This is a genomic window from Bacteroidota bacterium (assembly GCA_030017895.1).
Lineage (GTDB): Bacteria > Bacteroidota > Ignavibacteria > UBA10030 > BY39 > JASEGV01.
Genome location: JASEGV010000097.1, coordinates 1 through 9,488, shown reverse-complemented (window position 1 = coordinate 9,488; position 9,488 = coordinate 1). Strand labels below are relative to the sequence as shown.

At 39.1% G+C, this 9,488-nt stretch carries 10 protein-coding genes; 9 read left to right on the top strand and 1 reads right to left on the bottom strand.

Annotation, left to right across the window (positions count from 1 at the left end; all coding sequences use genetic code 11):
- The first annotated feature begins 73 nt into the window (after nucleotides 1-73).
- The 5 genes from QME58_13135 (at nucleotide 74) to QME58_13115 (ending at nucleotide 4,682) form a co-directional block, all read left to right on the top strand.
- Nucleotides 74-934 (top strand): hypothetical protein, encoded by an 861-nt coding sequence (locus QME58_13135; protein ID MDI6804762.1) that lies wholly within the window; start codon nucleotides 74-76, stop codon nucleotides 932-934.
- Nucleotides 935-970: 36 nt separating this feature from the next.
- Nucleotides 971-1,192, top strand: a complete 222-nt coding sequence (locus tag QME58_13130; GenBank protein MDI6804761.1) for a hypothetical protein — start codon at nucleotides 971-973, stop codon at nucleotides 1,190-1,192.
- Nucleotides 1,193-1,286: 94 nt separating this feature from the next.
- Nucleotides 1,287-1,715, top strand: a complete 429-nt coding sequence (locus tag QME58_13125; protein ID MDI6804760.1) for a hypothetical protein — start codon at nucleotides 1,287-1,289, stop codon at nucleotides 1,713-1,715.
- 1 nt (nucleotide 1,716) lies between these two features.
- Complete coding sequence (locus tag QME58_13120) at nucleotides 1,717-2,448, top strand: UDP-2,3-diacylglucosamine diphosphatase (GenBank protein ID MDI6804759.1); 732 nt, start codon at nucleotides 1,717-1,719, stop codon at nucleotides 2,446-2,448.
- Between the two features lie 5 nt (nucleotides 2,449-2,453).
- Nucleotides 2,454-4,682 (top strand): PBP1A family penicillin-binding protein, encoded by a 2,229-nt coding sequence (locus tag QME58_13115; GenBank protein MDI6804758.1) that lies wholly within the window; start codon nucleotides 2,454-2,456, stop codon nucleotides 4,680-4,682.
- A 4-nt stretch (nucleotides 4,683-4,686) separates the two neighbouring features.
- On the opposite strand, the gene QME58_13110 is transcribed toward QME58_13115, so the two are convergent.
- Complete coding sequence (locus QME58_13110; protein ID MDI6804757.1) at nucleotides 4,687-4,845, bottom strand: hypothetical protein; 159 nt, start codon at nucleotides 4,843-4,845, stop codon at nucleotides 4,687-4,689.
- Nucleotides 4,846-4,918: 73 nt separating this feature from the next.
- Here QME58_13110 and QME58_13105 point away from each other — a divergent pair, with 73 nt between their 5' ends.
- Genes QME58_13105 through QME58_13090 form a run of 4 tightly spaced genes read left to right on the top strand, consistent with a single transcriptional unit; the run spans nucleotide 4,919 to nucleotide 9,429 of the window.
- Nucleotides 4,919-6,313: an MBL fold metallo-hydrolase gene (locus QME58_13105; protein MDI6804756.1), complete on the top strand. Its 1,395-nt coding sequence runs from the start codon at nucleotides 4,919-4,921 to the stop codon at nucleotides 6,311-6,313.
- A gap of 5 nt (nucleotides 6,314-6,318) precedes the next feature.
- Nucleotides 6,319-7,110, top strand: coding sequence for an SDR family oxidoreductase (locus QME58_13100; protein ID MDI6804755.1), 792 nt, complete (start codon nucleotides 6,319-6,321; stop codon nucleotides 7,108-7,110).
- Nucleotides 7,110-8,993 (top strand): hypothetical protein, encoded by a 1,884-nt coding sequence (locus tag QME58_13095; GenBank protein MDI6804754.1) that lies wholly within the window; start codon nucleotides 7,110-7,112, stop codon nucleotides 8,991-8,993. Before QME58_13100 ends, QME58_13095 begins: the two co-directional genes overlap by 1 nt.
- A 1-nt stretch (nucleotide 8,994) precedes the next feature.
- The gene (locus QME58_13090) at nucleotides 8,995-9,429 is read left to right on the top strand and encodes an ATP-binding protein (GenBank protein MDI6804753.1); all 435 of its coding nucleotides are present in this window, start codon (nucleotides 8,995-8,997) and stop codon (nucleotides 9,427-9,429) included.
- Nucleotides 9,430-9,488: the final 59 nt, after the last annotated feature.

Here is a 9,488-nt window from a genome sequence, read left to right as displayed (position 1 = left end):
CAAGGGTGAAACTTAAAAGATTATATCCGTCAATTCATGGCTAACACAACACTACTTTGTTGTGTTTGATCGCGTGGCACTTCGGCTAACAGGCAGCCATTCGTTCGCGAGTGTCACGCGATCAAACACAACTCAGGCAATTCAGAACGCAGCTGCTCTGCTTGCAACCATACAACAGAACGAGACAACCACAACTCAACTGCTTTCAAGCACAAAGGCAAGCAACGCAGATGTTTTGGCACTGGAACCAAAAATAAAGGAGTTCTATTCCCAAATAGACCAATACCGAACAAAAATTACAAACACGACAGACGATGCACAAAGCGCAGTCAAAACCAATAAAGAAGCTACTGATGAACTCATTGTCAGATTAGGGCAACTTGAAGATCAAATCAAAGATAAGATCCAAAAAGCAACCGGCTTCTCACTGTTTCATTCCTTTCAAACGAGGCAACATGAGCTCGCTGGCTCTAAGAAATTTTGGGTCTGGGCTCTTGTAGGATTGGTTGCCGCATCATGGGGTGTTTCAATTCTTGTAATTACGACAACAACTAACTTTGACGTTGCTTTCTTCGGAAAACTTTCAATGACGTTGCCTCTCATTTATGCCATCGTCTTCTGTACGGTTCAATATGGTAGGGAAAGGAAGCTCGAAGAAGAATACGCTTTCAAATCCAACATCTCAATCTCACTCGTGCCATACAAAGAGCTTGTTGAAGAATTGGTCAACGCACAGCAGCCCGGAGAGCGAGAGAAATTTACTGCGTTTGTCATCGATGCCATAACCAAGGTTTTCACTTCACCGACAGATAAAGTATTCGACTCCGAACATAAACAAAGTCAATCATCTGGTGATGCGATGAAACAGCTTGAAAAGTTCATGAAGGCCATCATTGAGCCACTCGAACCATTGATCAAAGTGTTGAAACATTAACATTCGGCACAACGGCATATAACAGCAGGCATTACGATGCTCACTCATTTTGTAGATGAAGTTATTGTGTTCGCTCCATTTGTTTTGTCGCCAGATAATTGGCCATTTGATAGCGCCAAAACAAACGGCGTAATGCCTGCACGTTATGCCCCGTTTAAAAAAAGTTTATTTTTTGCCGGTTTTGATGTCAACATACCAAAAGATATTGAGCGTGTAAATTCTAATGTATTAAAAAATCGTTCTTCCATCATACAATAAAAAACACTACACCTCTCGATACACTCTCTTTCATTTGCTTTTTCCCTTAAATTTTCGTAAAAATGAGTAGTATTATTTAAAAACGAAGGTTAAAGTGCAGAAACTAATATCAATTTTCATACTATTATTGGTGCCGATGTATTTGTTCAGTGATGACGAAAACGAATATGTTCAGGTATATACTTCCGTGAAACCGGCAACGATAAAAGCAGGCGGTAATGCTGAACTTATATTTACATTCGCCCCGCAAGAAGGCATTCACATCAATTTAGACCCTCCTCTTGAGGTAGAAATAGATAAAAAATTTGCTATTTTAGGTAAACTTGATGTTCCAAAAGCCAAAGGAATCGAATATTTAAATTTGAAAAAACCAGTAAAGCAAAGTTTTACCTTGAATAAAAAACTAAAACCCGGAAAACATAAACTTAAAGGAACACTTATTTATTTTTATTGTTCGGATGAAGAAGGATGGTGCAGCCGGTTTGAACAAAAAATACAACTTAATATTGTTGTAGAAAAATAAAATGCCAAAAGCATATTTCATTTCCGACGCTCACTTAGGATTGGGGAATAAAGAAACAGAAGCAAAAAAAGAAACTCTTCTGATTTCGTTTTTTGATCATATTAAAAGAGATGCCGATTCGCTTTTTATTTTAGGCGACTTGTTTGATGCGTGGTTTGAATACAAAACTGTGATACCACGAGGATTCCATCGCACGATTTCAAAACTCGACGATTTGGTTAGAAACAACATAAAAGTTCATTACCTTGCAGGCAACCACGATTACTGGATGGACAATTTTTTTACGGACGACTTGGGAATAAGCGTTCACTTCGATGCATTCGATATTGTTCTCGATGGAAAAAAAATATTTATGCACCACGGCGACGGTTTTACATCGAACGACCACGGTTATAATATTTTAAAAAAGATACTGAGAAGCCCGACTAACATTAAACTTTACAGAATGCTCCATCCCGATTTAGGAGTTACTTTGGCAAAAAAAATTTCGCGTACGAGCCGCAAACATTCCTCGAATAAACACTTCGGTGAAGAGGACGGAATGAAAATAGCGGCCGAAAGAAAAATTCAGGAAGGTTACGATATCGTTATTATGGGGCACCGGCACGAACCGAGTTTCCAGAAAATCGGGAATGGTTTGTATGTTAACTTAGGCGATTGGATTTCGCATTTTTCTTATGCAGAAATGGCTGACGGCGTAATAGCACTTAATGAATGGTCATCAATTAAATAAATTTTATGCATGCAAAAAAAACTTTTCGGAAGAAACATAGCAAGAAAATAATAATTGCAATCATTATATTTCTGATATTTTTAGCTTTCTATATTCCATACATCATTTCGGGTTTACCTTCACTGGAAGACCTCGAGAATCCAAAAGCCGAGCTTGCTACCAAAGTTTATTCGATCGATGGTGAAGTTCTCGACCAATTTTTCATAAAAAATAGAACGCGTGCAAATTTAAAAGAACTTCCTCCCCATTTAATAGATGCCTTAATTGCAACTGAAGATAAAAATTTCAGAAAGCATTGGGGTGTTGATGTTTTACGCTTTGTTAGAGCGATGATAAAAAACATCATAACTTTTCAGATGCGGGAAGGTGCAAGCACTATTACACAACAGCTTTCACGGAATTTATACGACTTAAAAGTAGAACGAAAAAAATTCCACGATAAAATTACACGTAAATTCCGAGAGTTCATTACTGCATTTCAAATAGAATCGAACTACACTAAAGATGAAATCCTTGAAATGTATTTGAACATCACTTACTACGGTAGAAGCGCTTATGGTATTTCGGCTGGCTCGCAAATTTACTTCGGCAAGATTCCTGCTGATTTGACGATCAGCGAAGCAGCCTTGCTCGTCGGTTTATTGAAAGGTCCTGGCAGATACGACCCTGTCAATTATCCCGAACGTGCTATCAACCGGCGTAATACCGTGATTGATCAGATGTTGAAATATAATTATCTCACCGAAATTGAAGCAGAAAAAGCAAAAGCTGATGAATTGCAAATCCGTTCTGCAACTAACGAAGGGATAACCGGAATAGCCCCTCATTTTGTTGAATACATTCGCCAACAATTAACGCAAAAATCGGAAACTTACGGATTCGATATTTATCGTGACGGCTTAAATGTTTATACCACACTCGATAGCCGGATGCAGCGATACGCCAACCGTGCGGTAGAGGAACATCTTAAAGATTATCAGCCGAATTTTATAAAAGCATGGAATTGGAGCCGCAACAAAGACGTGCTTGAAACTGCAATTTCGCAAACTATACGAACTTCGGATGTATATCGAAAAGCAAAAACACAATCCGCAAAAGACAGCATCGCAAAAAGCTTACGCTACAATTCTGCGTTTATTGATTCAGTAAAAAAATCTTCCACACAAATTGAAGTCGGTTTCGTTTCAATCGACCATCGCTCGGGTGGAATAGTTGCTATGGTGGGTGGATCGAATTTCCGTAGTTTCAAATACGGACTCAACCACATTACGCAGATACAGCGGCAACCCGGTTCAACGTTTAAACCTTTCGTCTATACAGTCGCAATCGACAATGGTTATCCCCCCTCATTTGAAATTCTAAATCAACCTGTAACTTTAGTGATGGTTGGTGGAAACAGGTGGACTCCACAAAATTTTGATGGAACTTTCGGCGGAAAAAATACAATCAGAGAAGGATTAAAATTTTCAATTAACTTGCTTGCAGTCCGGGCAATTATGGAAATCGCTCCTGTTCAGCAAGTTATCGAATACGCAAACAGGATGGGAATAAAATCGAAGTTGCCTCCTTATGAATCGCTTTCGATGGGGACGGGTGAAGTTTCGCCGCTCGAACTGACTGCCGCTTTCAGTGTTTATCCTAACGATGGTGTTTATGTTCAACCCTTCTCAATAATCAGAATCGAAGATAAAGATGGAAATATTATTGAAGAGAATCAATCGGAGCGACGCGAAGTTTTAAGCAAAGAAACTGCATACATAATTACCAGTATGTTAGAAGATGCCGTGAACAGCGGAACAGGAACGCGCGTTCGGAATTATTTCAATTTACCCGCAGCCGGAAAAACCGGAACTACGCAGGAATATGCCGATGCTTGGTTTATCGGTTTTACACCCCAGCTTACAGCAGGTGTTTGGGTGGGATTTGATAATAAAAGCGTTCACTTCACAGGTGCCGACGGTCAAGGCGGAAGGGCAGCAGCTCCAATTTGGGGACGTTTTATGGGCTCTGTTTATGAAGATAAATCGATTGGCTTACCAATCGAATTCTTTCAGCAACCCGAAGGTATTGTTCGAGAATTGATCTGTTCGGATTCGAAAGGATTAGCTACGGAGTTTTGTCCCTCAACCTATGAAGAAATATTTAATAAAAAATATCTTCCCGTTCCTTGTCCTCTGCATACGTCTTCACATTGGGAAGATCATAAAACTTCGAAAGGAAACATCAATTTTTAAAATTTTACTGAAGTTCTTCGGCGAAAATGTTTTCGTCGTCAAAGTCTTCGACTTGCTGTTCTTCTTCTAATACGTGTTTAGAAATGAAATAAATAGGTATGGCAACGAGAGCTGCTATTCCAATCCACTTTAATACGTTGAAAAAATTTTTATCTTCATCCATAAATAAAAAATAATTAATTGAGATTTTAGTTTCTGAATCAATATAAGGATTGCCTTTAGAAAAATCAAGATTTATGAAAATTGAATTTTTTGGTGCAGCACAAACTGTAACAGGTTCCATGCATCTTTTACATATTAACGGAAAGAAAATACTTCTCGACTGCGGATTATATCAAGGTAAACGGAGCGAGGCGAACGAACGCAACCGCAACTTCCCTTTTGACCCGCAAACAATTGATGCTGTAATTTTATCGCACGCACATATCGACCACAGCGGTAATCTTCCAACCCTTGTAAGAAACGGTTTTAACGGAACAATTTACTCGACGTCGGCAACACGCGATTTGTGCAGCGCTATGCTGATGGATAGCTCGTTTATACAAGAAAAGGATGCTGAGTATTTAAATAAAAAAGCAAGAAAAAACGGTGAACCGCAAGTTGAGCCCCTTTATACTCCTCAGGATGTTTTGGAGGCACTCGGATGTTTTCAGGGTTTTTCGTACCATCGCGAATTCCAGGTTTGTGAAGGAGTAAAAGCTAAATTTTTCGATGCCGGACACATTTTAGGGTCGGCGGGAGTTCGTCTATCAATTTCGGAAAACGGCAAAACTATAACGTTAGGTTTCAGCGGCGACATTGGAAGATGGAATTTGCCAATCATCAGAGACCCTGAATTCATGGGCGACACGAACTACTTGATCAGCGAGAGCACTTATGGCGGAGTCGCTCATCATCCCCCGACTGAAATGGATAATCAACTTGAAGCTGTTATCAAGCGGACACTACAGCGTGGCGGTAAAATTATTATACCGGCTTTCAGCGTTGGAAGAACTCAGGATGTGGTTTACTCGCTTTTTCGTTTATCTGAAGCAGGCAGACTTCCGAAAATCCCGGTATTCGTCGATAGCCCGTTAGCAACAAACGTAACTGAAATATATCGTTTGCATCCCGAATGTTTTGATATGGAAACCGCCGCACACATCCTCAAACATCACGACCCATTTGGCTTCAATCAAATCCGTTATATACAATCTACCGATGACTCGAAAGCTTTAAATGAGAAAGAAGGAACTTACGTTATAATATCTGCTTCAGGTATGTGCGAGGCAGGTAGAATACTCCATCATTTAGCTAACAATATCGAGGATTCACGCAACACAATTCTTATTGTCGGCTACACTGCCGAACATACTTTGGGTAGAAAAATTGTTGATAAAAATCCGGAGGTCAGAATATTTGAACAATTTTATAAACTACGCGCCGAAGTTGTCGTTCTCGAATCATTCAGCGCTCATGCCGACGGGAACGAATTAGTGAGTTACATCTCCCAATTCGATTCAACGATTATGGAAAAAATATTTCTTGTTCATGGTGAACTTGAACGCTCCGAAATTTTAAAACAACAGATAGCCGCAAAAGGATATAAATCGGTAATCCCTAAATTAGGTGAAATATTTAATCTTCAATAAAATTTATGAATACAGGTTTGAACGGAAAAACTGCAATCGTTACAGGTGCGACACAAGGAATCGGTAAGGCTATTGCAATCGCACTCGCGAACGAAGGAGTGCGGCTTATTTTATGCGCCCGAACCGAAGAACAATTGCAGCAAACAGAAACTGAAATTAAAGACCGCTTCCATACTGAAGTTACTTTTGTTAAAGCGAATCTAACAAGAACCAACGACATCAAGCGGGTTGTTACCAAGGCAATCTCAAAATACAAGCGTGTCGATATTTTAGTAAACAATGCCGGCGGCGCTCACATCGGAGGGATTTTTGAAATTTCCGATGAAATTTTTGAAGCCCACATCCATTTAAAATTATTAGGTTATATCCGTTTTGCACGCGAAGTAATACCATATATGCGACAGCAAGGGGGCGGAAGAATTATTAACGTAGTCGGTACAGCGGGTAAAGAGCCGAAGTCAACTCTTATGCTTCCCGGTATCACTAACGGAGCGCTTCTTAATTTTACAAAATCATTGGCGTTAGAATTGGCTAAAGATAATATCACCGTGAATGCGGTTAACCCGGGAACGACCGAAACTCCCCTCACTGAAAATACAATCGGTACATTAGCTTCCTTACAAAACTTAACTCCCGATGAGATGCGGCAAATGCTAAAATCTGCTAATCCATTCGGAAGACTCGTCCGTGCTGAAGAGATTGCATCCGCAGTAGTTTTTTTAGCATCGGAGGCGTCTAATTTTATTTCAGGAATTTCGATAAACGTCGATGGTGGAACTACACGCGGAACAGTTTAATGAGTTATCGGGTTTTTACATTTATTATTGCCACTGGCTTTTTAATGTGGAACTCTAACGGACAAACAGATACTTCTAAATCAACTAATAACAATTTGTCGATGGGTTACGATAAAAATATCAACACACACCGGTGGGATGCAAATATTTTTTACAAATCAAGTTTTGCGGGTTTTGATTTTCACTTTGATGAACGCTTCAAATCTTCTCTTATCAGAACACACAAAAACACCATCCGCGATGAACAGTCGGTCGATTTTTCAACAAAGTACAATATTTCGTCTCCTCTTAAAACATCTTTAAAAATTTCATCATTAGTGATTTCCGATAATCAGGGAATCGGCATCAGCAGCGTTGCCTCGCATTCGGTACACGGCGGTTTTGAATATGCACCTTTTTCGAAATTCCTCTTCGAGCCGATGGTTGGATTCCGAATCGATCGGCAAATTACTGAGCAGGATGCAGGCGTTTCATATCTATTGAGTGCAAAAACGGTTGATCTGCAATTGGGTGGGTTCAATACTTTTTTTAACGGAGTGTATCAGGTTGACCGGTTAGACCCGCGATATTTAGAGACACAAAACCTGACGCTGCGGTTCTATAAAATATTTTTTGAAAAAACACGTAACGTTTTAAACATCACTTACAAAAATTATCAACGCGATTTTTACTTCGCTGCCGATACTTCAGTCCAATTGAAATTTAATACGAATAACAATATTGAAAAACGGATTGAATATTTTTATTTAGTGCAGGATACTCTCGATTACAGTATCAGCAACCAGTTTTTATTCTCAGCAAACGGTTTGGTTCAAGTGCGAAACATTCAAAAATCTATAAAATATAAACCGGTAGCCGGACGCTATTTCGATAACACAATCGATGATTTTAGAATCGAGGGAGCTGCTCAGCTTGCTTTTCAACCCACTAACTCATTGAACGGCTTGGTTCAAATATTTTATGGAGAACGGGATGTTACCCATTCGATTAAAGGGGATGACCGAATTTCTCAAACGGCTTTCGATTTACGCAAGCGTGACGAGGATAAAAAAAATAATTATTCACGGCGCTCAACGCTCACTGCAAACGTAGGAATTAAATTATCCAACTCCGATAGAATTTCATTCACAGGATCAAGCAGCATACTACGTTACGACACGCCGAGCAAACTCAACGACGACGACCGCGATGAATTATGGATGGCTTATAATCTCACAACGTATCATAACATTAACCGCTATCTGTTTGCCCAAATAGCTGTCGATGCTAATTTATCTCACGTCGTTTATTTGTTAGGTTCACGAAGCGCCAACAATAATTGGAACAGAATTTTACGCCTCTCCCCCCGCATCCAATACATTCCGTCGAAATCTTTTTCTACAACAAATAGATTCGAAGTTTTAGCGAATTACACAGTTTACGATTTCGAGGACTTACAAGTCCCGGTAAAAAGCTTCTCATTCAGGCAGTTTTCATTCATTGATTCAACAAGAATTTCGATAACTCCACGAGTTGGTTTCGATTGGTTCAGTTACATCAGTTTGTATGAACGGGGTATATTGAACTGGAAAGCATTTAAAGGGCGACCGCTAAATTATTTTGAGGATCAGACTTACATACTGCAAACATTTTACAAAGCCACGGCAGATTTGCTTTTTTCAACAGGCATTCGTTACTTTAGTCAAACACGTTTCGGTTACGACGGTAAAACAAGACAGATAGAAACTCATCTGCGAAGTATCGGACCGGTTGCACTTATAACATTTTTCTTTAAACCGAAGATTGAATTAATTGTAAAGGGTTGGCGCGAGCGAATCGAATATACAAACACGCAACCCCGATATACTACAAACTTAACAATGAACATAAAAACACTTTTATAAAATGGCAAAAGTTCAGACAAAAATTTTTAAATTAGTTTTGAAAAGCACTCCGAAAGAAATATCTAAAGTTGAACCATTTCTAAAAAAAGTGAACCGATATATACAATTTGAAGAAATTCAATTTCATAATTTGCTTGTTGCAACAACCGAAGCAGTGAACAACAGTATTACTCACGGCAATTTGAGAGACCCGAAGAAATTAGTTGAAATTACAGCAGCTGCATCTACCACAACCATTGAGATACATGTTTGCGACGAAGGCAGAGGAATAAATTTCAAAAATATTCCTAACCCTTTAGACGAAAAAAATTTACTGCGTGAGAACGGGAGAGGTATATTTATAATACAACAATTTATGGACAGCGTACAATTTAATCGTAGTGCAACCGGAAGTGAAGTTATTATGAAACTGAGGAAGCGGAAATCAAAAACTTAAAAGATTATTAAGGGCGGTTCCAAAAATTGACTTATTGAATACTTTTTTTTGTATATTTA